Source organism: Gordonia sp. NPDC062954 (assembly GCF_044543825.1).
In the GTDB taxonomy this organism is placed as follows: Bacteria; Actinomycetota; Actinomycetes; order Mycobacteriales; family Mycobacteriaceae; genus Gordonia; species Gordonia tangerina.
On sequence record NZ_JBITWL010000003.1, the window covers coordinates 1 to 25,998 of the forward strand.

Annotated in this window: 17 protein-coding genes and 1 tRNA gene; 8 read left to right on the forward strand and 10 right to left on the reverse strand. The window is 66.9% G+C overall.

The annotated features are described in order from the left end of the window. The 8 genes from ACIGKQ_RS04110 to ACIGKQ_RS04145 form a co-directional block, all read right to left on the reverse strand. Nucleotides 1–1,337 (reverse strand): DUF222 domain-containing protein (locus tag ACIGKQ_RS04110; RefSeq protein WP_396572454.1); only part of this gene is annotated, 1,337 nt, incomplete at its 3' end. 73 nt (nucleotides 1,338–1,410) lie between these two features. Continuing rightward, on the reverse strand, nucleotides 1,411–2,220 hold the full coding sequence (gene cmrA / locus ACIGKQ_RS04115; RefSeq protein WP_235722352.1) for a mycolate reductase: 810 nt from the start codon (nucleotides 2,218–2,220) through the stop codon (nucleotides 1,411–1,413). 206 nt (nucleotides 2,221–2,426) lie between these two features. Continuing rightward, a complete protein-coding gene (locus ACIGKQ_RS04120; RefSeq protein WP_235722351.1) occupies nucleotides 2,427–4,490 on the reverse strand; it encodes an NADPH-dependent 2,4-dienoyl-CoA reductase in 2,064 nt (687 codons plus the stop codon). Between the two features lie 46 nt (nucleotides 4,491–4,536). Continuing rightward, complete coding sequence (locus ACIGKQ_RS04125; RefSeq protein ID WP_235722350.1) at nucleotides 4,537–5,082, reverse strand: PadR family transcriptional regulator; 546 nt, start codon at nucleotides 5,080–5,082, stop codon at nucleotides 4,537–4,539. Nucleotides 5,083–5,110: 28 nt separating this feature from the next. Beyond that, on the reverse strand, nucleotides 5,111–6,784 hold the full coding sequence (locus tag ACIGKQ_RS04130; RefSeq protein ID WP_235722349.1) for an ABC transporter ATP-binding protein: 1,674 nt from the start codon (nucleotides 6,782–6,784) through the stop codon (nucleotides 5,111–5,113). A gap of 132 nt (nucleotides 6,785–6,916) precedes the next feature. After that, on the reverse strand, nucleotides 6,917–7,342 hold the full coding sequence (locus ACIGKQ_RS04135; protein ID WP_235722348.1) for a hypothetical protein: 426 nt from the start codon (nucleotides 7,340–7,342) through the stop codon (nucleotides 6,917–6,919). Beyond that, complete coding sequence (locus ACIGKQ_RS04140) at nucleotides 7,342–8,523, reverse strand: globin domain-containing protein (RefSeq protein ID WP_235722347.1); 1,182 nt, start codon at nucleotides 8,521–8,523, stop codon at nucleotides 7,342–7,344. Before ACIGKQ_RS04140 ends, ACIGKQ_RS04135 begins: the two co-directional genes overlap by 1 nt. A 45-nt stretch (nucleotides 8,524–8,568) precedes the next feature. Beyond that, on the reverse strand, nucleotides 8,569–9,072 hold the full coding sequence (locus ACIGKQ_RS04145; protein WP_235722346.1) for an Rrf2 family transcriptional regulator: 504 nt from the start codon (nucleotides 9,070–9,072) through the stop codon (nucleotides 8,569–8,571). 110 nt (nucleotides 9,073–9,182) lie between these two features. Here ACIGKQ_RS04145 and ACIGKQ_RS04150 point away from each other — a divergent pair, with 110 nt between their 5' ends. Further along, nucleotides 9,183–10,454 carry a uracil-xanthine permease family protein gene (locus ACIGKQ_RS04150; RefSeq protein WP_235722345.1) on the forward strand — a complete coding sequence of 424 codons (1,272 nt, stop codon included), beginning with the start codon at nucleotides 9,183–9,185 and terminating at the stop codon, nucleotides 10,452–10,454. Nucleotides 10,455–10,722: 268 nt separating this feature from the next. Here the strand turns inward: ACIGKQ_RS04150 and ACIGKQ_RS04155 are convergent. Then, a tRNA-Arg gene (locus tag ACIGKQ_RS04155) sits at nucleotides 10,723–10,796 on the reverse strand. A gap of 56 nt (nucleotides 10,797–10,852) precedes the next feature. Between ACIGKQ_RS04155 and ACIGKQ_RS04160 the strand changes: the two genes are divergently transcribed. From ACIGKQ_RS04160 to ACIGKQ_RS04190, 7 genes are all read left to right on the forward strand, one after another. Further along, a complete protein-coding gene (locus ACIGKQ_RS04160) occupies nucleotides 10,853–12,880 on the forward strand; it encodes a cytochrome c oxidase assembly protein (protein WP_396572458.1) in 2,028 nt (675 codons plus the stop codon). Between the two features lie 127 nt (nucleotides 12,881–13,007). After that, nucleotides 13,008–13,463 (forward strand): single-stranded DNA-binding protein, encoded by a 456-nt coding sequence (locus tag ACIGKQ_RS04165; RefSeq protein WP_235722343.1) that lies wholly within the window; start codon nucleotides 13,008–13,010, stop codon nucleotides 13,461–13,463. Nucleotides 13,464–13,644: 181 nt separating this feature from the next. Further along, complete coding sequence (ettA, locus tag ACIGKQ_RS04170) at nucleotides 13,645–15,318, forward strand: energy-dependent translational throttle protein EttA (protein ID WP_235722342.1); 1,674 nt, start codon at nucleotides 13,645–13,647, stop codon at nucleotides 15,316–15,318. 152 nt (nucleotides 15,319–15,470) lie between these two features. Then, nucleotides 15,471–20,300, forward strand: coding sequence for an NAD-glutamate dehydrogenase (locus tag ACIGKQ_RS04175; RefSeq protein WP_235722341.1), 4,830 nt, complete (start codon nucleotides 15,471–15,473; stop codon nucleotides 20,298–20,300). Between the two features lie 67 nt (nucleotides 20,301–20,367). Continuing rightward, complete coding sequence (locus ACIGKQ_RS04180; protein ID WP_396572461.1) at nucleotides 20,368–22,596, forward strand: molybdopterin-dependent oxidoreductase; 2,229 nt, start codon at nucleotides 20,368–20,370, stop codon at nucleotides 22,594–22,596. A 131-nt stretch (nucleotides 22,597–22,727) separates the two neighbouring features. After that, nucleotides 22,728–23,189 carry a thioesterase family protein gene (locus tag ACIGKQ_RS04185; protein ID WP_235722339.1) on the forward strand — a complete coding sequence of 154 codons (462 nt, stop codon included), beginning with the start codon at nucleotides 22,728–22,730 and terminating at the stop codon, nucleotides 23,187–23,189. Continuing rightward, nucleotides 23,186–23,881 carry a hypothetical protein gene (locus tag ACIGKQ_RS04190; protein WP_396572463.1) on the forward strand — a complete coding sequence of 232 codons (696 nt, stop codon included), beginning with the start codon at nucleotides 23,186–23,188 and terminating at the stop codon, nucleotides 23,879–23,881. Before ACIGKQ_RS04185 ends, ACIGKQ_RS04190 begins: the two co-directional genes overlap by 4 nt. A 9-nt stretch (nucleotides 23,882–23,890) precedes the next feature. Here the strand turns inward: ACIGKQ_RS04190 and ACIGKQ_RS04195 are convergent, their stop codons facing one another. Continuing rightward, nucleotides 23,891–25,945, reverse strand: a complete 2,055-nt coding sequence (locus tag ACIGKQ_RS04195) for a glycoside hydrolase family 13 protein (RefSeq protein WP_396572465.1) — start codon at nucleotides 25,943–25,945, stop codon at nucleotides 23,891–23,893. Between the last annotated feature and the right edge of the window lie 53 nt (nucleotides 25,946–25,998).

Below are 25,998 nucleotides of genomic sequence, written 5' to 3' on the forward strand. Positions count from 1 at the left end.
GCGTGTGGGACCGAATGGTCGACATCGGCGTGATAGGCGCGGTTGTTGCAGCCGGGAAAGCTGCAACACAGCTCGCCGGCCCGGATGAGGTCGGCAAGTTTCTTCGACGGCGCGTAACGGTCGACCTGTGCGAGGTTGGTGGTGTCGGGTGTGACGTAGCAGCGTTTGGCCTCGGCCAACAATGCGCGGGCGGTGTCGGCATCGATGACTCCGTGGCCGTCGAGGAAGGCCGGATCATCATCGTGACCCAGCAGGGTGCTCAGATTGACCACGATGTGAAACGTCGGACGCGGCGCACAATCCGTCGTGGCGGCGTCAGCGTCGACCGGTGCGCCCGAAGTGTCGCCCTGCCCGTCGCGGACCTCGGGTTCACCGGCCGCCGCGGGGTCGGGTGCCGTCGCCTCGTCCTCGACTGCGATCGCGTCACTGTCGGGTGTCTCGTCGGACGCACCGAGCCCCTCGCCGGCGGCGCTGTCATCGGCGTTGGCGTCGGTGGTGCAGACCTCACACCGGCAGTCCAGGCGGTCAGCGCCATCGGCCAGGGCGACCAACGCATCGGCGCGGCGTTGGGCGGCGGTGCGTGGGTCGTCGGGATGCACCGCCGCGGCCATCGCTTGGAGTCGGGCGTCGATGGCCGCGGCCTGCTCGGCGGGCAACACACCCCCGATCCGGGACTGGCCCGGGGTGTGGCGGTCGGGGCGCACACTGATGTTGCGGTCGGTGTCGACCTGCTTACGCCGACGGCGCACCGCGGTCGGATCGATCTTCGTGATGATCTTGTCGATCATCGTGGTGAACCGGGTTATCGACATCGGCTCGCGCGACTCGATGGCCGCGGCGATCTCGGTATCGAGCACAGTGAACTTTGCGGGATCGACCAGCACGGTGTGGCGTACCACCACCAGAAACCGCGGTAGGTCGATACGGCCGGCGACAAGGGTGGCGCCGGTGAACGGCAACTGATGACGTAACACGCTGCCGGCCTCGATCAACTCCCGCGCCCGCGCCGGTGGCACCGTCAACGCCGCACCGACCTCGGCGATCGCCATCTCCAACCCGGTCGGTCCGTACTGGGCGCGTGGATCCTCCCCGGCCGCCGCACGCCTGGCGAGACGTTCCAGAGTGGCCAGCGACGTCGACTGCTCACCCAACGCCGCAGCCAACCGCACCAGATGGTCCTGTTCACGTTCCTCATGAATCAGGCTGACCGCCTGCAACATCCGATAATCGGCGGCCGCGCGCACCGCATTGCAATGATGAAGCACCTCGACCAACTCGGTAGCGCAGTGCTGCTCATCATCGGCCATCTGGGCCAACGCCGGCGCGCTCGAATTCATGACACCAAACTAACCGCACCCACCGACAACTTTCGTCGACGCAGGCCAAACCCCACAACAGACCGTGGATGACTCAGCCGTCGTCGCCGAGTTTCCGATAGAACGTGCCGACGATCGGCGCGACCACTGCGCGTGGGCTGTATCCACCGGCGACCGACATCGCTTTCGACAGGGTGCCCGGAACCACCCGCATCTTGTTGTGTTCCAGCGCATCCAGGCTCATCTCGGCGACCTTGTCGCTGGAGTGCCACAGGAAGTCGGGGACCATCTTGTCCACGATGGACTGGTTTTCGGGTGCCGGCGTCGCTGTGCGCACCGGCCCCGGCGCGAGCAGGGTGACGTGGACGCCTTGAGCGGACACCTCGCCGCGCAGCGACTCGCTGAAGGTGTTCACGAACGCCTTCGTGGCCGCATACGTGGCGTTGTTGGGGATCGGCATGTTCCCCGCGGCCGAGCCCACCATGAGGATTCCGCCGGAGCCACGGTGCACCATGTGCGGGAGTACGGCCAAGGTCAGATCGTGGACGGCGTTCACGTTCAGACGGACCTGCGCGCGTTCGTACTCTGGGTCGAGGTCGCTGACCGGTCCGAAGGTGGCGATCCCGGCGTTGTTGCACAGGATGGAGATCTCGCGTCCGGCGAGTTCGGCACAGAGCACCTCGACCGCAGGTGAATCCGAGAGGTCGACCGGGCGCACCTCGACCGCGATGTCGTGGCTGCCACGGAGCTCGGCGGCGAGGCCCTCGAGGATGTCACCGCGACGAGCGACCAAGACGAGCGAATGTCCGCGCGAGGCCAGTGCCCGCGCCAGTGCCATCCCGATGCCGGATGAGGCGCCGGTGACAACGGCGCGGGCGGACTCGGTCGGCGACGGGACACCCATGTCTGAAGATCCTAGTCGGGCGGTCGGGGGGATCTCGATACACCGGCTCGCTGCGCTCGCGCGGTTACTCGATCGGCGGGGATACACCCGCTGCGCTCGCGCGGTTACTCGATCGGCGGGGATACACCCGCTGCGCTCGCGCGGTTACTGGATCGGCGGGGATACACCCGCTGCGCTCGCCGACATCGAGACCCCCTCCGCCTTGGTCAGGCGATGCCGGCGGCCACCTCGGTGCCCTGCCGGATGGCCCGCTTGGCGTCGAGCTCGGCGGCCAGGTCGGCGCCACCGATGACGTGCGTGGTCACCCCGGCGACGGTCAACGGGTCCACGAGTTCGCGCACCGATTCCTGACCGGCACACACGACCACGTTGTCGACTTCGAGGATGCGGGTCTCGGTGACCTTGCCCTCGTCGTCGTGGAAGCTCAGGTGCAGCCCCTGGTCGTCGATCTTGTCGTAGGTGGCGCCCGAGATCTGTTCCACGCCCTTCATCTTCACCGTCGCGCGGTGCACCCAGCCGCTGGTTTTGCCGAGGGTCTTGCCCTGCTTACCAGGCTTGCGCTGCACCAGGTAGACCTGACGGATCGCCGGCAGCGGACGGGGTTTGGTGACGAAGCCGGGCTTGTCGCCGTCCTCGGTGACGCCCCATTCCTGCTCCCATTCCTTGAGATTCAACGATGGGGATTCGTCGGTGACGAGGAATTCGCTGACGTCGAAGCCAATTCCGCCGGCACCGATCACCGCGACACGCTTGCCGATCTCGCGACGTCCGAGGACGGCGTCGGCGTAGGACATCACCATCGGGTGGTCCACCCCCGGGATGCTCGGAATGCGCGGGGTGACACCGGTTGCCACGATGACGTCGTCGTATCCGCCCTCGATGATCTCGTCGGCGGTGGCGCGCTTGTTCAGCACCACGTTCACACCGTTGATCTCCAGCTGACGGGTGTAGTAGCGAATCGTCTCACTGAACTCTTCCTTGCCGGGGATGCGGGAGGCGATGGAGAACTGCCCACCGATGCTGGCGCCACCCTCGTAGAGGTCCACCTTGTGGCCGCGTTTGGCCGATGCGACCGCGGCCGACAACCCGGCCGGTCCGGCGCCGATGACCGCGACCCGCTTGGCGCGGCGCGTCGGTCCGAGTAGCAGCGTCGTCTCGCGGCCCGCCTGCGGATTGACTAGGCAGGAGACGTGCTTGCCGACGAAGGCGTGGTCGAGGCAGGCCTGGTTGCAGCCGATGCAGGTGTTGATCTCGTCGGCCAGACCCTCACGGGCCTTGTTGGCGATCTCGGGATCGGCGAGGAACGGTCGGGCCATCTGTACGGCGTCGACGCGCCCACGTTCGAGGATCTCCTCGGCGAGTTCGGCGGTGTTGATGCGGTTGGCGGCGATCAGCGGGATGGACACCTGGTCGCGCAGACGCTCGGTGAATTTCACGAATGCGCCGCGGGGCACCGAGGTGACGATGGTGGGCACTTGCGCCTCGTGCCAGCCGATGTCGGTGTTGATGGCATCCACCCCGTGCTCCTCGGCCTTACGGGCCATGAGCGCGATTTCGTCCCACGTCTGGCCGTTGCGGATGAGGTCGGCGATGGACTGGCGCAGGATGATCGGGAAATCACGCGGCACCTGGCGGCGCATCTCCTTGATGACCTCGACGAGGAACCGCTGCCGGTTCTCCGTTGAGCCACCCCACTTGTCGGTTCGATCGTTGGTGTGCGGGCAGAGGAACTGATTGATCAGGTAACCTTCGCCGCCCATGATCTCGACCGCGTCGTAGCCGGCCTGCCGGGCCAGCTTCGCCGACCGTCCGAAGCTGCGGATGACGTGCCGGATGATCGGCTCGTTCATCTTGAGGTGTTTGAACGGATGGATCGGTGACGGCTCGGAGCCGGCGGCGACCTTGAACGGGTTGTAGCCGTAGCGACCGGCGTGGATGAGCTGCATTGCGATCTTGCCGCCCTCGTCGTGCACGGCCTTGGTGACCCGCTGATGTCGCTTGACCTCCAGGACGTTGGTCATCTTGCCGCCCGCGATGGACAGCACACCGGTACGGCTGGTGGCGAATCCGCCGGTGATGATGAGCCCAGCACCGCCCTTGGCGCGCTCGGCGAAATACGCGGCGAGTTTGTCGATGTCCCACACCCGATCCTCGAGACCGGTGTGCATCGAACCCATGATGAGGCGGTTCGGGATGGTCATCCCGCCGATCTGCAATGGTTCGAACAGGTTGGGGAACTGTTGATTTCGCTCGGCCGTGTGGGCTGACATGGCGTTGCCTCTCGTGTCGGGGTCGTTGCGGGGAGGTGATCGTGGGTCAGGTGGACAGTTCGCGTTCGAGGGCGTCGATGACCTCGTCGCACCAGTCGACGAAGCCCTGCTCGGATCGAATTCCGCCGCGCAGCACCAGGTACTGATGGAGTTTGCGGCCGGTCAGGGTGTCGGGAGCGGGGTAGTACGCCGCCTCGAAGCCGTTGAAAAGGGTCAGTTGGGCGAGATGTTCGTCGCGATGCGCCTTGAGCTCGCCGATGATGGTGGCCAGATCGCCGAATTCGGCGGCGCGCAACTTGACTCCGAGGTCGTTGCGCAGCGGCTGCAGCGGCGTCGGACTCATCGCCCACTCCGCCAGCACTTTCCGGCCCGCGTCGGAGACGGTGTAGACCTTCTTGTCGGGTCGACCGTCCTGGGGAATCGATTCGAAACTCACCAGGCCGTCAGCGTGCAGCTTCTTCAGGGTGCGGTAGATCTGCTGATGGGTAGCCGACCAGAAGTAGCCGATGGATCGGTCGAACTGCTGGCCGATCTCGTAGCCCGTTCCGGGCCGTTCGGCCAGCGACACCAGGATCGCATGCTCGAGCGCCACGATGTGAATCTAGCACTGCACCTGCGCACTATGCAACAAAGTTCATATGTGGCCGAATTCTGCCTTCGTGCAGTTCCAGCACCTCGTCGGCGATCTCGGTGACGCGGCCGTCGTGGGTGATGAGGAGGGTGGACCGACCGGCAGCCAACCGCTGCAGCGGCTCGAGGATGCGTTGGGTCGTTGCATCATCGAGGCCGGATGTCGGTTCGTCGAGGATGAGGATCGGTGTGTTGCGCAGGAAGGCGCGCGCCATCGCGATGCGTTGACGTTGTCCGCCGGAGAGGGTCAATCCGTCCTCGGCGAGTGGGGAGTCGTACCCGGCGGGCAAGGCGCTGATGAACGAGTCGGCGTCGGCCGCGATCGCGGCGGCGATGATCGATGCGCGGTCGGCGTCCGGGCATCCGTAGGCGATGTTGTCGGCGACCGTGCCGGTCTTGATGACGGGTTGCTGGGGGAGCAGGGTGATGTGTTCGCGAATCGAGCGGCCGGTGAGCTCCGACAGCGACCGGTCTCCCAGGGTGATGGTGCCCTCATCGGGTCGCTCGAACCGGCAGAGCAGCGACGCGAGGGTGGATTTCCCGGCGCCACTGGCCCCGACCAGCGCGGTGATGGCTCCGGGGTTCAGATCCAGCGACACCCGATCGAGGACCGTCACACCCGCACGCCGCAGAGTCACCGCGCGCATGGAGATCCGGTGATCGGCTCCCCGATGGGCGACCGCGTCGGGCTGGTCTGCGTCGGTCGGTTCCAGATCGAGCAGTTCGCAGATGCGTTCGGCGCTCACCGTCGCCGACGCGAGCGCGAGCCGGACCTCGGCGAGTTCCTGCATCTTGGGATAGAGCATGCCGAGGTAGCCGGTCAAGGCCAGTAGCGCTCCCACGCTGAGCGCACCTTGGCGGACCTGCCACACCCCGGCGACGGCGATGGCCAGCGTCACCACCACCTGTCCGAAGCCCATCACCGCACCGAATCCGGCTTCGATCCGGGTCTGGGTCAAGCGGGTGCCGAGCCAGGTGACACCGTGACGGTGCAGACGGGCATGCTCGCGGTCCTGTTGGTTGTAGGCGACGGCCGTCTCGTGGCCGGTGATCGCGGTCGAGACGGCCAGCGCGATGTCGGCATTGGCGATGCGTTCGTCGCGGGTGACCAGCGTCTGGCGACGCGAGTAGAGCGCCGACAGTGCCCACAGGACGGGCACCGCGGCCAGCGCCACCAACGCGACCTGCCAACTCATGATGAATGCGGCGACGACCAGGCCGGCGGTATTCACCGCGGCGATGACGAACTGCATCAGTCCGGAACCCACCAGATACTCGACGGCCTCCAGATCCCCGGTGTGCCGCGTGACGAGGTCCCCGACACCGAACCGGCGGTGAACGACGGGATTGAGGCGTTGGATGTGGGCGAACAGGTTGTCGCGCAGGCGTAACACCACGCGCTCGGAGATCCCGATCGCAGCCACCTGGCCGTAATAGTCGGCCGCGGTGGCCACGGCAGTCACCAGTAACCAGAGGACGGCCAGCGCGCCGAACTGCGTCAGACTGGTCGCGGTGAGTGCACCGTCGATCACGTCGGACAGCACGAAGATGCCGACGATCTCACACCCAGTGGCGATCAGCAGGAGCGTGGCGGCCAGGGCGAAGCGAGAACCCTCGGAGGCAAGCGCGAACGAGAAGCGGTGGAATGCGTCGCGCGCGGTCATCTGGATGCGGCCCTCCCGTGAGTTGCGGCCGGCGGCAACGCCGACCCGAGAAGAACCTAGGCGGCCATCCTTCGGGCCAGCTTCCGCGGAACTGGGAGAACGCTGTCAGCGCCACGTGGCGACCTCTGGGACTCAGGTCAGCGCCGCCACACCGAGCCAGATGAGCGCCACCACCTTGATCACCTCAAGGGCTACATAGACGAGGTGTGCGTGGCTCCGGGGTCCGGTGCGGCCGGCCAGGACGGCATCCGAGCGCCGGGTCAATCGTGGGCGCACGCCAACGAGTTGGACGGCGAGCGCCCCGACTGCGACACCGGCTGCGACAGGTACCGCCGCAGCCGGGGGATCACCGGCGACCACGGCGACGACGATGGCGACGGCCCACAGCAACTCCACGGCGTTGAGCGCGCGGAACACCAGACGGCCGATCCCCAGCCCGATCGGCAGGGTGACCCCGGGTGCACGGAACTTGAGTGGTGCCTCCAGGAACGAGATTGCCAGCACCATGCCCAACCAGAGGAATGTGCACGCGCCGACGAGGGCGTCCGTGGCGGTCATCAGGACTTCGATCGCAGTAGTTCGGGGCCGAAGGCCTCGTAGTGCACGCGGTCTTCGTCGATTCCACGGGAGAGGAACTCCGCGCGCATCGTTGACAGAAATCCGCCTGGGCCGCAAAGCATCACGTGTGCTGATCGATCCAGCTGCAGGTCATGTAGAGACATCTGGCCGCGTCGTACCGATGCGGAGATGACGTGGGGCGACGCGTTCTCGTACCACTGGACCAGTCGGGCATCGGGCAGCGCGTCGACCAGGGCGGCGAGCCGGCCACGGTGAGGTTGGCGGTCGCGTGAGCGATCCGCATGCAGAACCGTCACCGATCGCGGGTCCCGCGCGTTGGCCATCGCTTCGAGCAGGCCGATGACGGGGGTGCAGCCGATTCCAGCGGAGGCGAGGACCATCGGCGCGTCGTCGTCGGGCAGGACGAGATCTCCGAACGGGGCGCTCACCCGGAGCGAATCACCCTCGAACACCTCAGTGTGCAGATATTCCGAGACCTCGCCGGCCAGTTTCACGCTGATCCGCCATCCGGGTGCGGTCGGCGCCCCGGTCAGGCTGTACTGGCGGATCTGTTGCGCACCGTCGGGAAGACGCACCTGTACCGAGATGTACTGTCCGGGAGTGAATCCCGGCAGTGGTCGATCGTCGGCGCCGATCAGCTTCAGCGCGATCGTGTCCGGTGACTCCTGGGTACGTTCGACGACGCGGACCTCGCGCCACACCTGACCGGGCGCCACGCCGGCGTGGTCGTACAGGTCGTTCTCGGTCGCGATGAGCAGATCGGCCATGTCCCAATACAACTGATCCCACGCGTCGGCGACCTCGGCGGTCACCGAGTCGCCCAACACCGCCACGATCGCTGCGAACAGATGCTCGTGTACGACGGCGTACTGGTCGCGCGTCACGCCCAGTGACGCATGCTTGTGCGCGATCCGGTCGAGGATGAGACGTTGGCGCCGGATGTCGGGCTCGAGTTGCAGTCCGGCGAAGGCGGCCACCGCTCCGGCCAGCGCCTGGGATTGTTCACCGGTCTGCTGATGCGTTCGGTTGAACAGGTTGTCGCGCAACTCCGGATGTGCCGTGAACAGTCCTTGGTAGAACCGGGTGGTGATCTCGCCGAGCGCGGATTGCACCGACGGCAGACTAGCGGCGAGGGTGCGCCGTTGGGTGTCGGACAACATGGGGACTCCTGTTCCTCGGTGGCGATGGTGCTCAGATCTCGATCGTCAGGGGGTAGTGCTCTTGTCAGCTCTGGGGTGCGTAGTGCTGGTCGTGTCGTCGGGGACTCGTGGTGTCAGCGACAGCAGTACGGCGGCGGTCGGTTCGCCGACGAGGTCGGCCACGGTTTGTTCGTCGAGGCTGGTGAAGAACGCCGTGCGCGCCCGGGCCAGCGCACCCCGCAGCCGACATGCCCGACGCAGCGGGCAGGGTTGGGGCGCTTCGCAATCGACCACCTCATCAGTGCCCTCGAGGCTCTGCGCCAGCCAGCCCACCCGTGCCTCGCGCCCGAGGTCGGTGATCGCCAGGCCGCCGCTGCGTCCCCGACGTGCGTGTACGACTCCCATCTCGGACAGTCGGCCCACCACCTTCGCCACGTGGGTGTACGGCACCGCGAGTTCTGCGGCCAAGGTCTTTGTGGTGAGGACTGTTGGGTCCGAATCGTTTTCACCGGCGACGGCGAGGCGCATCACCACCCGGAGGCCGATGTCGGTGAACCGGGTCAGTTGCATGAATCGAGTAGACCATAATTGGAATACAGGATGCATATTTACTGCGCGTGATGCCGGTCACCTTGCGCGTTGGGCCGCAGGCCGACCCGCCATGCGCCACACTGAGTCCCATGGCGACACCGCACACGCGACCGAGGGGTTTCCTGTTCTGGCAGCGGGTTGAGGGTGGTGGGGTGATCGCCCCGGACGAACGGCTTGGCTGGTCGAAGACCGTGGGGATCGGCCTGCAGCACGTGGTCGCGATGTTCGGCGCGACGTTCCTGGTGCCGGTACTCACCGGCTTCCCACCGTCGACGACGCTGTTGTTCTCCGGGATCGGCACGCTGCTGTTCCTGCTCATCACGCGCAACCGCCTGCCGAGCTACCTGGGGTCGAGTTTCGCGATCATCGCGCCGGTACTCGCCGCGACTGCGTCCACGGGGCAATCGGCCGCGCTCGGCGGCATCGTGGTGGTGGGCGCGCTACTGCTGGTGATCGGCGCGATCGCGCATTTCGCGGGCATCGGCTGGGTCGAGGTGTTGATGCCGCCGGTGGTGACCGGCACGATCGTCGCCCTCATCGGGCTGAACCTCGCACCCACCGCGAAGGCCAACTACGAGCAGGATCCGGTCATCGCCACCGTGGTCCTGGTGTTACTGGTCGCGTCGGTGGTGGTGTTCCGGGGCATGCTGGGCCGACTGGCCATCTTTCTGAGCGTCATCTTCGGCTATGTGATCTCGCTGATTTTCGACAAGGTCGACACCACCGGGATCAGTGACGCGGCGTGGGTCGGCCTGCCGGAGTTCCAGGCGCCGAGTTTCCACCTGTCGGTGATCCCGATGTTCCTGCCGGTGGTGCTGGTGCTGCTGGTGGAGAACATCGGCCACGTGAAGTCGGTGTCGACGATGACCGGCATCAACTATGACCGCAGGATCGGGCGGGCGTTGGCCGCCGACGGCCTGGCCACCGTGCTGGCCGGTAGCGGCGGCGGGTCGGCGACCACCACCTACGCCGAGAACATCGGGGTCATGGCGGCCACCAAGGTGTATTCGACCGCCGCCTACTGGGTGGCGGGCGCGGCCGCGATCCTGCTGGGACTATCGCCCAAGGTCGGCGCGGTGATCGCCGCGGTCCCGCCGGGTGTGCTCGGTGGCGTGACGACCGCGCTCTATGGCCTGGTCGGCATTCTGGGCGTGCACATCTGGGTCACCAACCGGGTGGACTTCGGACGGCCGGTCAATCAGTTCACCGCGGCCATCCCATTGGTGATCGGCATCGCCGACTTCACCTGGGAGGTCGGTGACCTGAACTTCGGCGGCATCGCCCTGGGGGCCGGCGCCGCGCTGGCCATCTACCACTCGATGGCGCTGATCGGCCGGTGGCGGGGGACGGTCACCACCTGACGCGGGCGTGCTCCATCGAGCACGGTCGCTCAGTCTTTGCTGCCCGGTATCCCCATCACGAACCCGATCCCGATGATCACGCACGAGACGAACGCCACGGCCGGCATCACCCACATGTAGTCCATGTGAGGGATGTTACGAGTCGGGCGGTGACCCCGCGCGGTTTCCGCGGGACAACGGGACCTTGGTCCCGAAGGCGGGGATGTCCACACGCCGGAGGTCGGCCGGGATGCGCACACCGACCGGAGGTCGGCCAGGGTGTGCACAGTGCCCCCGGCAGGATTCGAACCTGCGACCTAGGGATTAGAAGGCCCTTGCTCTATCCACCTGAGCTACGGAGGCTGATGCCGCCCTGAGGCGGCAGCGTGGGCGAGTATAGCCCGTCCTACAGTTGTCCCATGACCAGCGCAACGCCGACAGTTCCGGCCACGTCCGGCCGGGACTCGATGCGTGAGCAGCGCGGCATCGTCGCGGGACTCGCCTGGGCGTCGGGATGGATGGCCGGTCTCGTGGCGATCGTGGCGACGGCGCTGTCGGCGGCATCGGCGGTCGAACTGGCCGGGGTCCCCGATCCTGGGTGGATCACCACCTACGGCGTTGCCGCGGTCACCGCGGTCGGGGAGGTAGCGGCCGCGGTCGCGGTCGGGTCCGCGCTGTTCGCCGCGTTCTTCGTGCCACCCCAGGCCGATGGGGTGCTCGACGTCGGCGGGTACCGGGCGATCCGGATCGCCGCGTCCGCGTCGCTGGCGTGGGCCATCTGTGCGGTGCTGATGATCCCGCTCTCCATCTCCAACGTGAGCGGGCAGCCCCTTTCGGAGACGATGCGGCCGGCCAACCTCATCACCGCGTACTCGCAGGTTGCCGACGCGCGTACCTGGCTGTGGACGGCTGTCTTCGCCCTGGTCGCCGCCGCGACCGCCCGCGTCGTGCTGCGGTGGGGCTGGACCGTCGCGGTACTCGGCATCGCAGTGATGAGCCTGATGCCGATCGCGCTGGCAGGCCATTCCTCGACCGGCGGCAATCACGACCTCGCCACCAACAGCCTGATCCTGCACATCGTCGGCGCGGCGGTGTGGATGGGCGGACTCTTCGCCGTGCTGCTCTACGCCTTCGCCGGTGGCCGGTGGCGTGTGCTGGCGGTCGCGCGGTTCTCTCGCGTCGCTTTCTGGGCGATCCTCGTCGTCGGAGTCAGCGGCGTGATCAATGCACTGGTGCGGATGTCACTCGCGGATCTGTTCACCGACGTCTACGGCGCGCTGGTGCTGGCCAAGGTGTCCGCGTTGGTGGTCCTGGGGGCACTCGGCGCGTGGCACCGGCGGGCGACGATCGCCCGACTGGCCGACGAGCCCGCCGAGCGATCCCTGTTCGTCCGGTTCGGGCTCGTCGAGGTCCTGGTCTTCGCGATCACTTTCGGACTGGCGGTGGGGTTGTCGCGCACTCCGCCCCCGGCCGGGGAGGTCGCCGACATCAGCGCGGTGGAGAACCAGATCGGTTACCGCATCGACGGGCCGCCGACGCTTGCGCGCATCGCGTTCGACTGGCGATTCGACCTGCTGTTCGGCGCCCTGGCGATCGTCCTGGCGGTGGTGTACCTGCGGGGCGTGGTGCGTTTGCGACGACGCGGTGACCACTGGCCGGTGGGCCGCACCGTCGCCTGGATACTGGGCTGCGCGCTGCTGCTGTTCACCACCTCGTCGGGCCTCGGTCGGTACTCGCCTGCGATGTTCAGCGTGCACATGATCGCGCACATGTCGATGTCGATGATGATCCCGGTGCTGTTGGTGCTCGGTGGTCCGGTGACCCTGGCGCTACGTGCTCTGCCGCCCGCCGGCCGAGGTAATCCGCCGGGCTTGCGGGAATGGATACAGTCGGCCATCCACAGTGCGCCGTCGCGGTTCCTGACCCACCCGGCGATCGCCGCGGTCATCTTTGTCGGCAGCTTCTACCTGCTGTACCTCAGCGGCCTGTTCGAGACGATCGTTCCCTACCACGCGGCGCATCTGCTCATGAACGTGCACTTCGTGGTCAGCGGCTACCTGTTCTACTGGCTCGTCATCGGTATCGACCCCGCGCCACGGCAGGTGACGCCGGTGGCCAAACTCGGCATCGTGATGGGTTCGTTGCCGTTCCACGCCTTCTTCGGCGTGGCGCTGATGATGACCAGCGCCGTGATCGCCGAGAGCTACTACCGCGGGCTCAATCTGCCCTGGGACTACGAGCTGTTCGACGACCAGCGCGTCGGCGGGGGGATCGCCTGGGCCACCGGTGAGATCCCGCTGGTGGTAATCATGCTGGCGTTGCTGGTGCAATGGCGGCGCCAGGATGAGCGGCAGGCGCGTCGTTACGACCGTCGGGCGGTGCGTGACCATGACGCCGACCTCAACAGCTACAACGAGATGCTCTCGGAACTCAACAAGCGCAAGTGACCTGTTCGGGACACCCGAGGAGTTGTCCACAGATGTTGTCGCGGTCCCGTTGCGGGGCCACCTCTGGAGAGATGCTGACTGCAGTCACGCGACGACGTGGCAAGCACCGAACGGAGGAGTCGAGAGCATGTACGAGACCTACACGACCGTCATCGGGACCGTGGTGTCCGATCCACGTCATCGCCAGACCACGACAGGGGAGGCGGTGATCTCGTTTCGTGTCGCCTGCAACTCGCGCCGGATCGACAAACGCACCCAGGAGTGGATCGACGGGCCGACGCTGTATCTCACGGTGAGCTGCTGGCGGCGACTGCTGACCGGTGTGTCGCAGGCGGTGGCCAAGGGGCGCCCGGTGATCGCGCACGGTCAGATCAAGACCAACGAGTACGTCACCGCGGACGGCGAGCGGCGCGCCGACCTGGAGATGACCGCCACCGCCGTCGGGTTGGACCTGAGCAGGTGTGTGGTGAGTTTTCATGGCGCTCCGGGGCAGGAGCCGTCCACCGACGACACCGCACCACGGCAGGTCGCGACGGCCGCCGACGGTGCGGCACCCGACGCGGAGACCCGCAGAGCGGCCTGACCTGTGACACCGCGGACACCCCGCGCCCCCTGCGTCGCGGGGTGTCCGCGACCGGGCGTCGTCGGCCCACTAGGCTGGGGACAAGTTGTGCCATCCCGCCGACACGGCCGGATCGACCCCGGAGAGTGCTCACCGTGACCGGTTGCGGGACCGATATCTAGGTCTGAAGGAGACGCTGTAAGTGGCTGAGTTCATCTACACCATGAAGAAGGTGCGCAAGGCGCACGGCGACAAGGTCATCCTCGACGACGTCACCATGTCCTTCTACCCGGGCGCCAAGATCGGCGTCGTCGGCCCCAACGGTGCGGGTAAGTCGTCGATCCTCAAGATCATGGCCGGACTCGATCAGCCGTCCAACGGGGAGGCGTTCCTCGACCCCGAGGCCACCGTCGGCATCCTGCTGCAGGAGCCGCCCCTCAACGAGGAGAAGACGGTCAAGGAGAACGTCGAGGAGGGGATGGGCGAGATCAAGGTCAAGCTCGACCGCTTCAACGAGATCGCCGAAGCGCTGGCCACCGACTACTCCGACGAGCTGATGGAGGAGATGGGCAAGCTGCAGGAGGATCTCGACAACGCCGACGCGTGGGACCTCGATTCGCAGCTCGAACAGGCGATGGACGCCCTGCGCTGCCCGCCCGGCGACTCGCCGGTGACCCATCTGTCCGGCGGCGAGCGACGCCGCGTGGCGCTGTGCAAGTTGTTGCTGCAGAAGCCTGACCTGCTGCTTCTCGATGAGCCGACCAACCATCTCGACGCCGAGAGCGTGCTGTGGCTCGAGCAGTTCCTCGCGTCCTACCCCGGTGCCGTTCTCGCCGTCACCCACGACCGGTACTTCCTCGACCATGTCGCCGGCTGGATCTGTGAGGTCGACCGCGGCAAGTTGCACCCGTATGAGGGCAACTACTCCACCTACCTGGAGAAGAAGGCCGAGCGCCTCGAGGTGCAGGGCAAGAAGGATCAGAAGCTGCAGCGCCGACTGAAGGAGGAGTTGGCTTGGGTGCGGTCGGGTGCGAAGGCCCGCCAGACCAAGAACAAGGCGCGTCTGGCCCGCTACGAGGAGATGGCCGCCGAGGCGGAGAAGACCCGCAAGCTCGATTTCGAGGAGATCCAGATCCCCACCCCGCCGCGTCTGGGCGACGTGGTGGTGGAGGTCTCCCACCTCGACAAGGGTTTCGACGGTCGGGTACTGATCAAAGACCTGTCGTTCACCCTGCCGCGCAACGGCATCGTCGGCGTGATCGGTCCGAACGGCGTCGGTAAGACCACGCTGTTCAAGACCATCGTCGGACTCGAGGAGCCCGATTCCGGCAACGTCAAGGTCGGCGAGACGGTCAAGCTCAGTTACGTCGACCAGGGTCGCGCCAACATCGATCCCAAGAAGACGGTGTGGGAGGTGGTCTCCGACGGCAACGACTTCATCGAGGTCGGCCAGAACGAGATGCCCTCACGCGCGTACGTGAGTGCGTTCGGCTTCAAGGGACCCGACCAGCAGAAGCGTTCGGAGGTGCTCTCCGGTGGTGAGCGCAACCGGCTGAACCTGGCACTGACCCTCAAAGAGGGCGGCAACCTGATCCTGCTCGACGAGCCGACCAACGACCTCGACGTGGAAACCCTCGGCTCGCTGGAGAACGCACTCGAACAGTTCCCCGGATGTGCCGTGGTCATCAGCCACGACCGCTGGTTCCTGGACCGCACCTGTACCCACATCCTGGCGTGGGAGGGCAACGTCGAGGAAGGCCAGTGGTTCTGGTTCGAGGGCAACTTCGAGGCCTACGAGGCCAACAAGATCGAACGTCTCGGTGCAGACGCCGCCCGCCCGCACCGGGTTACCCACCGTCGCCTGACCCGCGACTGACCGCTGTGGCCGCGTGTCCGTCCCGGCGGACACGCGGCGGTCCAACGCGGACCCAGACGGCGTCGGGATCACTACGATCGCAGGAGAGGGACACCCCCGGAGATTCCGGGGTTCCTGCCTCTGCAGCGACGGGGTGAGCGCCGGTGACGAATATGACATCGCTTCTACCGCAAGCGATTGCACGCTACTTCAGTTCGTCGTCGGTGCTCGACGACGCGCAGTTGCCCGACCCGGACACCTTTGACGATGACGATGTGGCGCGCGTGCGGCGGCACCTCGAGATCGCCGAACGGCGAGGCGACCGGGAACGACTGGTCGAGGTCGCCGGCACCGAATCCGGCGGAATCGAGATCGTCGTCGTCAACGACGACATGCCGTTGTCGGTGGAGGCCGTGCTGGCCACGGTCGAGGCGCACGATCTGGTGGTCAGTCGGATCGATCATCCGGTGATCCCGGTGGTGCGGTCATCGGACGGAGTGCTCTCGGACTTCGTCGCCGACAATCCCACCGCGGTGGAGTCGTGGATCTTCGTCGTGGCGTTGTCGCGTCAGCCGGATTTCGATGCCGAGGCCCTCCGCGCCGATCTCGTCGAGGTGATCGGCCGCGTCGCCGATGTGGACCGTGACGCGGCCACGATGCGGGCCACCCTCACCCGGTTGGCCGCCGAGTGCGCGACTGCGCCCATCGCCGGTCAGGGTGGCCTGCTCGCCGGGGACCGTCAGGAGTACGCCCGCCTGTTGGAATGGTTCGCCGGAAATCACTTCTTGCCGCTCGGCTATGCGCAGGTACACACGGACGGAACCGACGTGGGCCCACGGCTCGGTATCTGGCGTACCGACACCGTCGCCGCCGACTTCCCGGTGGCCACGCGTCCGCCGCTGCTCCCGGTCGTCTCCCGGGTGTACCTCGAGACCGGCATCCAACGGTCCGATTTCCCCACCCTGTTGCAGATCCCGGCATTTGGCGACGACGGTGCGCAGGTCGGCGAACATCGTTTCGTCGGCACGTTCACGTCCTCGGGTCTGCATCAGACGGTTCTCGACGTCCCCGTGCTGCGGGCCAAGGTGCAGGGTGTGCTCAGCCGCGCTCAGGTCGACGATGATTCCTATGCCGGCCAGGCGATGCTCGAACTGCTGCAGAACTACCCGATCGTGGAGATGTTCGCGTCCACGGACGCCGAACTCAGCCGACGCATCCACGAGATGCTCGACGCCGGTGCCACCCGTTCGCTTCGGCTGTTCGTCCGTACGGACCCGGGCGGCGGAATGGCGTCGGCGCTGGTGTATCTGCCCCGCGACCGCTACAACACCCAGACCCGACTGACCTTGCAGGCAGAACTGCTGCGGGCGCTCGGCGGCACCGCCATCGAGTACACCGCCCGGGTCAGCGAGATGCCGCTGGCCCTGCTGCAGGTACTCGTGCGCGTGGACGCCGACATCGTCCGATCGATCGGTTCGGTGGACACCGGCAGCGAGCAGCACCTGCGCATGCAGGCACGCCTGGCCGACATCATCCGCAGCTGGGACGAACGGGTACGCGAACTCGGGCGCATCGCCGCAGAGTCGAATGAGGCGTCGTGGCCGATCGGCGGTGTCGATGCGGTGTTGCGCATGTTGCCGTCGCTCACCGACGACTACAAGGAACAGCGGAATCCGCGCGAGGCCCTGGCCGACCTCGTTCACGTGACGCAGTTGGCGCCGGGTGATGTCACCGTGACCTTGGGGCGGGTCCTCGACGACCTCGACGCCGACGTCGACGTCGACCCGGCAGAGTTGACGTTGGCGGGCGGGGCGGCCGACGGTCGGGATCTGCGGACCGAACGGTGGACCTTCACGCTGTACCTGTGCGATGAGACCGCCACCCTCACCGATGTCCTCCCGGTCCTGCACAGCCTGGGCCTCGACGTCCTCGACGAGCATCCGTATCACCTGATCCGCGGCGACGGATCCTCGTGCTGGGCGTACGAGTTCGGGGTGCGCCTCACCGAGGGCATGACCATCGACATGGGTTCGCTGGCGGACCTGCAGAGTCGGTTCACCGACGCCTTCGAGCAGCTCTGGCGCCGCAACGCCGAGGTCGACGCGATCAACGAGTTGGTCATCCGATGCGGTCTGGACTGGCGCTCGGCGGCGATGCTGCGGGCATACGGCCGCTATCTCCGGCAGTGCGGGTTCTCCTACACCACCACGCATGTCGCCGCGGTTCTCGGTGACCACCCGGCGGTCGTACGCGGGCTCGTCGAGCTGTTCGCCGCATCCTTCGACCCGGATTCGGCCAACGACGATCGCCGCGAGGATGCCCTCGCCACGTTGCGTCGTGAGGTCGGATCCGTGATCAGCCTCGACGCCGACCGGATTCTGTCGGCGTTCGCGGCCGTGGTGACGGCGACCTCACGTACCAACTTCTACGTCTCCGGTGACGACGGCGGACATCAGCCGGTGATGTCGTTCAAACTGCGGCCACGTGACATTCCCCAGGCCCCGCAACCACGGCCCATGCACGAAATCTTCGTCTACTCACCGCGCGTGGAAGGTGTGCACCTACGATTCGGCATGGTGGCGCGTGGCGGGCTGCGTTGGTCGGATCGCCGCGAGGACTTCCGCACCGAGATCCTCGGTCTGGTCAAGGCGCAGGCGGTGAAGAACGCCGTGATCGTGCCGGTCGGCGCCAAGGGCGGTTTCGTGGTGAAACGTCCTCCGGCGGCGACCGACGACCCCACGGCCGACCGGGATGCGTTCCGCGCCGAGGGCATCGCGTGCTATCGCGCGTTCATCGCCGGGTTGCTCGACGTCACCGACAACATCGACCGACAGAGCGGGACGGTTCTGCCCGCCCGATCGGTGGTGCGCCGTGACGGCGACGATCCGTACCTGGTGGTGGCCGCCGACAAGGGGACCGCGTCGTTCTCCGACATCGCCAATGATGTGGCCGCCGACTACCGGTTCTGGCTCGGCGACGGCTTCGCATCGGGCGGATCGGCCGGCTACGACCACAAGGAGATGGGGATCACCGCCCGCGGAGCGTGGGAGTCGGTGAAACGCCATTTCCGGGAGATGGGTGTGGACACCCAGTCGCAGGAATTCACCGTCGTCGGTGTGGGCGACATGAGCGGTGATGTCTTCGGCAACGGGATGTTGCTGTCCGAACACATCCGGCTCGTCGCCGCGTTCGACCACCGGCATGTGTTCGTCGACCCCACGCCCGACGCGGCCGTGTCGTTCGGGGAGCGGGCACGACTGTTCGACCTACCGCGCTCCTCATGGGACGACTACGACCCTGAACTCATCAGTCCGGGAGGCGGAGTATGGTCGCGGCACCAGAAATCCATTCCGGTCAGCGGCGAGATGCGCGAGGCGCTGGGACTCGACGGCGACATCACCGAATTGTCGCCGCCCGAACTCATCCGCGCGGTGCTGCTCGCACCGGTCGACCTGTTGTGGAACGGCGGGATCGGCACCTACATCAAGGCGTCGACGGAGTCCGACGCCGAGGTCGGGGACAAGGCCAACGATTCCATCCGGGTGAACGGCGACGAGCTGCGGGTCAAGGTGATCGGGGAGGGCGGCAACCTCGGGGCCACCGAGCGCGGCCGTATCGAGTTCGATCTGTGCGGCGGCCGGGTGAACACCGACGCGATGGACAACTCCGCCGGTGTCGACTGCTCCGACCACGAGGTGAACATCAAGATCCTGCTCGACACCGCGGTGTCGTCGGGCGACCTCGACGCCGGACACCGCAACGAGCTGCTCGACTCGATGACCGGCGAGGTCGCCGATCTGGTTCTCGCCGACAACATCTCGCAGAATTCCGAACTCGGCTTCTGCCGCACCTTCGCGCAGGAACGCGTGGACGTCCACGTCCGCCAACTGGCCGACCTCGCCGACACGCACGACGTCGATCTGCACCTGGAGGCGCTACCCGAACCGGGGGAGCTGCGTAAACGGTTCGCCGGTGAGACCCGGCGCGGGTTGACCTCGCCCGAGCTCGCCACGCTGATGGCGCATGTCAAGCTGGCCACCAAGGCGGATCTGCTCGACACCGACCTGCCCGACAACGACGTGTTCGACCAGCGGCTGGCCCGATACTTCCCAGTGCCGTTGCGTACCGGATTCAGCGGTGGCATCCGCTCCCATCGCCTGCGGCGCGAGATCGTGACGACGACGCTGGTCAACGACGTCGTGGACAAGGCGGGCACCACTCACCTGTTCCGCCTTCGGGAGGGTGCCGGCGCGTCCACCGAGGAAGGGGTGCGTGCCTACGTCGTGGCCAGTGCGGTGTTCGGACTCGACGAGCTGTTCGATCGGGTGCTGCACGCCGCCGCGCCGGTCACCATGATCGACGAGATGACGCTCTACGCGCGGCGCCTGCTGTTCCGGGCGTCGCGCTGGTTGCTCGCCTTCCGGCCGCAGCCGCTGGCGATGGCCGCCGAGATCACCCGCTACCGAGACCGGGTCACCGAATTGTCGGCGTTGCTGGACAGTTGGATGGGGTCGAGCTCGGCACTCGACGTCGACCGACGGGTGCAGCGCTATCAGGCGTCCGGGGTGGCGCAGAATCTCGCCCACGACGTCGCCATCGGTCTGCACCGCTTCTGTCTGCTCGACATCATCGACGCCGCCGAGATCGCCGACCGTGACCCGGTGGAGGTCGGTGAGGTCTACTTCGGCGTGATGGAACACTTCGGCATCGAGGAATTGTTGACCTCGGTCTCCGATCTCGAATATGGCGATCGCTGGCATGCGTTGGCGCGCTTGGCGCTTCGTGACGATATGCATGGTGCATTGCGTGCCATCACCTTGAAGATCCTGGAGATCGGCGAGCCCGACGAGTCGGCCGGCGAGATGATCGCCGAGTGGGAGTCGTCGCAGTCGTCGCGGTTGTCCCGGATGCGTACGATGCTGACCGACATCAATGAGCTCGCCGATCCCGACCTCGCGACGTTGTCGGTCGCCGCTCGTCAGCTGCGCAGCGTGATCCGCTGAGCGCGTTTGAGGAGTGCATTTCGCGCAGGCGAGGCCACGCGACCCGCCGGGCGGTTTATCGTGAGGCATGGGTCGGACCGCGCTGAGAATCTGTCCGTTGTGTGAGGCAACCTGTGGCCTCACGGTGACCGTCGACGACGACGGCCGACTGCGCTCGGCGCGAGGTGACGCCGACGATGTGTTCAGCCACGGCTACATCTGCCCGAAGGGCGCCAGTCTGCCGGAACTCGACAACGACGCCGACCGTCTCAGCCGGCCACTCATCCGCCGCGACGGCGCACTCGTCGAGACGGACTGGGCGCAGGCCCTGCAGGCCGTCGTGGACCGGGTCGGCACGATCCGCGCTGCCCACGGTGCGACGGCGGTGGGTGTGTATCTGGGCAACCCCACCGCGCACACCGTTGCCGGCGCGTTGCACGCGCCGATGTTGGCGCGCACGTTGGGCACCACCAACATCTTCAGTGCCAGCACGCTCGATCAGATGCCCAAACAGATCGCGCTGGGATATCTGTTCGGCAATCCGTTTGCGTTCTGTGTGCCCGATCTCGACCGCACCGATCACCTCGTCATCATCGGCGCAAATCCCGTGGTCTCAAACGGAAGTGTCACCACCGCCGCCGATTTCCCCGGGAAACTGACCGCCCTGCGTAAACGCGGTGGGCACCTGACGGTGATCGACCCGGCGCGGACCCGCACGGCGAAACTCGCCGACACCCACATCGCGCCGCGGCCGGGCACCGACGCCGCGCTCTTGTTCGCGGTGGTGCACACACTGTTCGACGAGGACCTCGTCGCCGCCGACCTCGGCGGGATCGCCCAGTACGTCAGCGGTGTGGAGACGCTCGGTGAGCAGGCGCGTGACTTCGCTCCGGAACGGGTCGCCGACCACTGCGGCGTGTCGGCGACCGAGATCCGCGATCTTGCGCGCGGGGTCGCCGCGGCACCCTCGGCGGCCGTCTACGGGCGGATGGGCACCACCACCGTCGAGTTCGGCACCATCACCAGTTGGCTCATCGACGCCGTCAACATTCTCACCGGCAACCTCGACCGGCCGGGAGGCGTGATGTTCCCGACCCCGCCTTCCGCCCCGGCCCCCCGCCCGCCCAGACCGGGACGCCCGTTCCGGACGGGGCGTTGGCGCAGCCGGGTGTCGGGCCATCCCGAGGTCGCCGGCGAACTGCCCGCGGCGGCGTTGGCCGAAGAACTCGACTCACCGGGGGACGGTCGCATCCGAGCACTGATCACCATCGGCGGCAACCCGGTGTTGTCTGCGCCGGACGGTGATCGGCTGTCGCGAGCACTCGAGGCCGCCGACCTGGTTGTGTGTGTCGACCCCTACCTCAACGAGACCACTCGGCACGCCGACGTGATCCTCCCGCCGCCACCGCCCTCACGCAGCCCGCACTTCGACTTCCTTCTGAACAACCTCGCGGTGCATGCGACCGCGCGGTACTCACCGCCGGTCTTGCCTACCGACGACGGCCGGCCAGGGGAATCGGAGATCCTGTGCCGGCTGATCCTCGGGTTCAGCGGCGCATCGACCGACGCCGATCCGGCGATGGTCGACGAGCAGGTCATCGCGGCCACCCTCGGCAAAGAGGTGATCGATCCGCACTCACCGGTCGCGGGCCGAGACGTCGCCGAGTTGGTCGCCATGCTGCCGGACGCTCCCGGCCACGAACGCCGCTTGGACATGATGTTGCGGCTGGGTGCCTACGGGGACGCGTTCGGTGCCCGCGACGATGGCATCACCCTCGCCGACGTGCAGGCCGCGCCGCACGGGATCGACCTGGGCCCGATGCGCCCGCGACTACCCGGGGTGTTGCGCACCGAATCGGGGACCGTCGAGCTCGCCGCCGACGACCTCGTCGCCGATGTCGAACGGCTGCGCACCGCGCTCGACCGCGCGCCGCAGGGACTGGTGCTGATCGGCCGCCGCAATCTGCGATCCAACAACAGCTGGATGCACAACCTGACCGCGCTGTCCGGCGGCAGCAACCGCTGCACCCTGCACGTACATCCCGACGACGCGAACCGGCTCGGCCTCGACGACATCGCCGTCGTCCGCGGCCCTGGCGGCGAAGTGGCGGTGCCCGTGGAACTGAGCACCGACATCCTGCCGGGAGTCGTGTCCCTGCCGCACGGCTGGGGCCACGACCTCGCCGGTACCCGTTTGTCGGTGGCCGCCGCCGCACCCGGGGCCAACGTGAACCAACTCAACGACGGCAGTCGGATGGACCCGTTGTCGGGGACGGTGACCCTGAACGGGCTGCCCGTGGAGATCGCCCCGGTCTGAACGCTCTCGCTGGGCCCTCGCACGAGCGCTGTCGGGGGCGAGGATGCCGGGTGCGTAGGGTTGGGACGCAACCGACCAGGGACTGTCGAGGTCGTCGGAACGCGGTCGGATCACCGTCAGGGAGGAGTCGAGTGCGATACGAAGACGAAGGAACCACAACCGAGGCCGGCTACGTGGTGCGGGTGCCCGTCCGCTGGTCGGACATGGATGTCTTCGCACACATCAACCACGCACGGATGGTGACGCTGATCGAGGAGGCGCGCATCCCGTGGTTGTTTTACGACGAGCGGCCGACCGCGGCCCTTCGCCACGGATGTGTCGTGTCCGATCTGCATGTTCGCTACCGCGAGCAGGTGCGCCACGACGAGGGGCCGATCGTGGTCACGATGTTCGTCGAGCAACTGCGGGCCGTCGACTTCACCGTCGGCTACGAAGTCCGCCGCGCTACCGATCCGCCCGGCGCCAAGCCCGCGGTCACCGCCACCACCCAATTGGTCGCCTTCGACGTCGATGCACAACGACTGCGTCGCCTGACCGCACCGGAGAAGGACTACTTGGCGTCGTTCCGACGTGATCAGCAGGCGAACCGATGACGGACCCCGAGCGTCACATCACGCTCACCGGCGCCGACGACCGGGCCGACGCCATTGCGTTTCTGGGGCGCGCGCTGCGGCTCGACGACGCCGCCGTGGTCCGGATCGCCGCCCGGCCAGACGGGCTGATCGGTCTCTGGGTCACCACGGGTTTCGACGTACTCGCGGGCAGATCGGTGTTCGGTCGGCAACGACCCGACGACCTCGTCTGCGACGCAGCGGCTCTGCGTGACTCGCTGACCACTGCCGCGCCCGGCGAGCATATAGACCCCGGTTTCGGGATGGAGAGCGCGTGGCGTGGGTCGTTGCCGGCGGCCGGCGGGTTCGCCCAACTCGACGATGTCCCCGCCCGAACCGTCGTCGAGTTGTCGCGCGGTGGTGCGCATCTGGCCCGCAACGAAGGCAGCGCCCACGGGCCGGCCACCGGTCTGCTGGACCAGGACGTCCTCGAGATCTCCGGGTCGGGCACCGAGGGTCGCGCCGCGGTCTCGATGCGCTCGCTGTTCGCGCTGACCGCAATGGGCTTCGTCCGGGACGCCGAGGGCCGCGAGGTGACCGAGACGTCACCGATCGAGCTCATCGATCCAGCTGAACCAGTACGAATTCGCCTGTCGGGCGCATGGATTCGGATCGATGCGCGATTCGGGTCGGTCTTCCAGCGTCGCGAACGTCTGTCCATGACGCCTCGGTGAGGCGTCGATTCAGACCAGCCAGGCCGCCGAGTTCGGGGCCAGCTGCCCGTCGATGAGCGGGTAGCTGGTCAACAGGACCTCGCCCGGGGGCAGCCCGACCGGCACGTCGGAGGTGTTGAGTGCACACACCAGGTGACCCACCGAACGCCGGAAGGCCAGACAACCCTCGGGTGCGCCATACCATTCGACCGTGTCGCCGTCGAATTCCGGTCGCTGATACCGCATCTCGATGGCCTGCCGGTACAGCGACAGGGTCGAGCCCACATCCTCCAACTGCGCTTCGACGGTGAATCGCGTCCACGAGTCGGGGATCGGCAGCCAGGTGTCCGGGTTGCTGCTGAAGCCATAGGGCGGCTCGAAGCCCTCCCACGGCAACGGAACCCGACATGCGTCGCGGCCCCGTTCGGTGTGTCCGGACCGCTCCCACACCGGGTCCTGCAGCGCGTCGTCGGGCAGGTCGGCGTTCGGCAATCCCAACTCGGCCCCGTTGTAGATGAACACCGTGCCCGGCAGTGCCAGTTCCACCAGCAGCATCGCCCGCGCGCGGAGGATGCCCAGATCGACATCCACCGTGGGCGAGTCTGTGTCGCTCGCACCGTCGGGATCGGTGTCGGAGCCGACGGGGGAGAGCCGTCCGTAGCGGGTGACCTCGCGGTCCACATCGTGATTGGACAGGGTCCAGGTGGGTGTTCCGTCCACCGACAGCACCGATTCCAGCGAGTTCTCGATCGCATCGCGGATCGAGGTCGGATCGAACGTCGCCTTGGCGAGACGGAAGTTGAATCCCAGATGCAGCTCGTCCGGTCGTAGATACTCGGCGAAACGCTCGTTGTCGTCCACCCAGATCTCGCCGACATTGGCCGCACCGGGGTAGTCGTCGAGAACGGTCCGGATCTTGCGGTGGATGTCGTGTACCGCATAGTTGTTGAAGCGCGGGTCGTCGTCGGAATTCTGCAGCAGGCCGGCCGACTCGACATCCATGTCCGGCAGATCGGCGGGCTTGGCCATGCCGTGGGCGACGTCGATGCGGAATCCGTCCACGCCCCGATCCAGCCAGAACCGCAACGTCTTCTCCAGGTCGGCGAAGACTTCCGGGTTCTCCCAGTTCAGGTCAGGCTGCTCGGCGGCGAAGATGTGCAGGTACCACTGGCCCGGACTGCCGTCGGGATCTGGCACCCGGGTCCAGGCCGGACCGCCGAACACGCTGTGCCAATTGTTCGGTGGTTCCTCGCCGTCGTCTCCCCGCCCATCGCGGAAGATGTAGCGGGCGCGGGCAGCGCTGCCGCGCTCGGCGGCCAACGCCTCGACAAACCACTCGTGCTGATCGCTGGTGTGATTGGGGACGAGGTCCATCGTCACGCGGATGTCGCGGTCGTGCGCTTCGGTGATCAACTCGTCGAAGAGCGCGATGTCGCCGAAGAGCGGATCGATGTCTCGGGGATCGGACACGTCGTAGCCGTGGTCGGCCATGGGGGAGCGCATGATGGGACTCAGCCAGATCGCATCGATGCCGAGAAGTTCGAGGTAGCCGAGTTTGTCGATGACTCCGGCGAGATCGCCGACGCCGTCGCCGTTCAGATCTGAGAACGACCGCGGGTAGATCTGGTAGAAGATCGCCGACTTCCACCAGGTCGTGTCGGCGGGATCGAGCTGCGTGGCCGCGGACGCGGGTGGCGCGACAACGGCTTCGGTGTCCGGCGCCTCGGGAGCTTCGGTGTCCAGGGACACAGGCTCGGCGTCGTCGACGGCGTCTGACTCCGCCGCGCCGACGGTCGAGTCGGTGTGGTCCTCGTCTGTTGGCGGCTCGTCGGTGTCGGCCACCGCGCTCGACTCCACGGTGGCATGGCCGGTCTCTGCAGCTTCGGATTCGGCCGCTGCGGTGTCGTCTGCTGCTGAGGCATCGAGATCGGGGCCATCGGAATCCGAAAGCTCGGGGTCCGGGGCTTCGGGATCTGTCGGAGTCGCGGCGGCGGCGTCGGTCTCGCCCTGCGATGCCTGGTCCGCACCGTCTGATTCCGGTGCGGCGGGGCCATCCTTGGATGTCTCGTCGCTCACCGTCGTCATTGTGCCTTACCTGTGTTTTCGGTGAGTCCCCCAGGTGGCGTCGGCGCGTCGTG